Consider the following 1,189-nt stretch of genomic DNA (forward strand, 5'->3'; position numbering starts at 1 on the left):
AGGCAGTCAGCAGGGTCAATATGGGGTGATAAGCCTCGATGCCAGTGGCAAATGGGTATATCAGCTTGATCCTGCAAAAGCTGAATCGTTGGCTAAAGGCGAAACGGCTCAAGAAACATTTCAGGTCGAGGTGCTTGATCAACACGGAGAGCGTTCTGTCGCTCAAATCCGAGTCGAGGTTGTGGGCAGTAATGATTTACCGAGTGTTGCTCCTGTTGTGCAGCAGTCGGTGGCCGAGAATGCGACAACGCCGATATCTGGAACGCTTCAAGTGATCGATCCTGATGTCAGTGATCAGCATGCATGGCGATCAGTGAATACTAGCCAGTACGGACAGTTCTCCTTGAATGCCCAAACGGGAGCTTGGGAATATCGACTCAATACAGCGCATCCTGATGTGCAGAAATTGCTGACGGGGCAGACGCTCAAAGAGAGTATTATTGTCGAAGTCGATGATGGTCTGGGTGGTACGGCAACGCAAACCATTGCCATTGAAATTGATGGGCAGGGTAATGCGCCTGTTGCCGTGATCGATAATAGTCACTTGAATGCTGGTGGTATCGATACTGGGAATGTCTTTGCGAATGACCAGGCTGACACGTCCTTAACACTCACTGGAATTAACGGACAGAGTCTGCAGTTCGATCCCGTAAGTGGTTGGTCTCAGGTATTTGATACAGGGCATGCGCTTGTTCAGTTCAAGGCCAATGGAAGCTTTGAAGCACAAGCGAAAACGGGCAATTCAAATTTGCAAACCGTAACAGAATCTTTGCAGTATGAGGCTCAGGATCAATCTGGCGTTACTGCTACTGGGAGCATGGATGTCCATACCGATGCTGCACAGCAAGTGATCGCACCACCTCCGCCACCCCTAGCACCGGTTTCTGCTGATGTGCCGGCGGTATCGTATGACTCAGACCCCTTGTTACTTCTTGATCAAGTCACCGCGCCGAGTGGTAAGTCTGAAGCGACTCGTTCATCGTTCATTCAAGAAAGCTTAGTTGACTTGGCGCCCGAACTTGAGCCAAAAGAGTCTGTGAGTGACTTGTTATCTGGGCTGCCAGAATCTTCGAATGATAAAGACTCTGCGGGTAATGCTGATACCGCTCAAACAAATGAGCAGGAAAGCAACAGGAAGGCGGGAGCATGGGATGTTGGGCATTCCGTAAATTTAGATAGCCTGTTGCCC

1 protein-coding gene is annotated in these 1,189 nt (G+C 49.9%); it reads left to right on the top strand.

Features of this window, described 5'->3' with window-relative positions:
• Nucleotides 1-1,189, top strand: a 1,189-nt coding sequence (locus A3739_RS03115) for a VCBS domain-containing protein (RefSeq protein WP_197471995.1), incomplete at both ends; no start/stop codon positions are given.

Source organism: Oleiphilus sp. HI0067 (genome assembly GCF_001635735.1).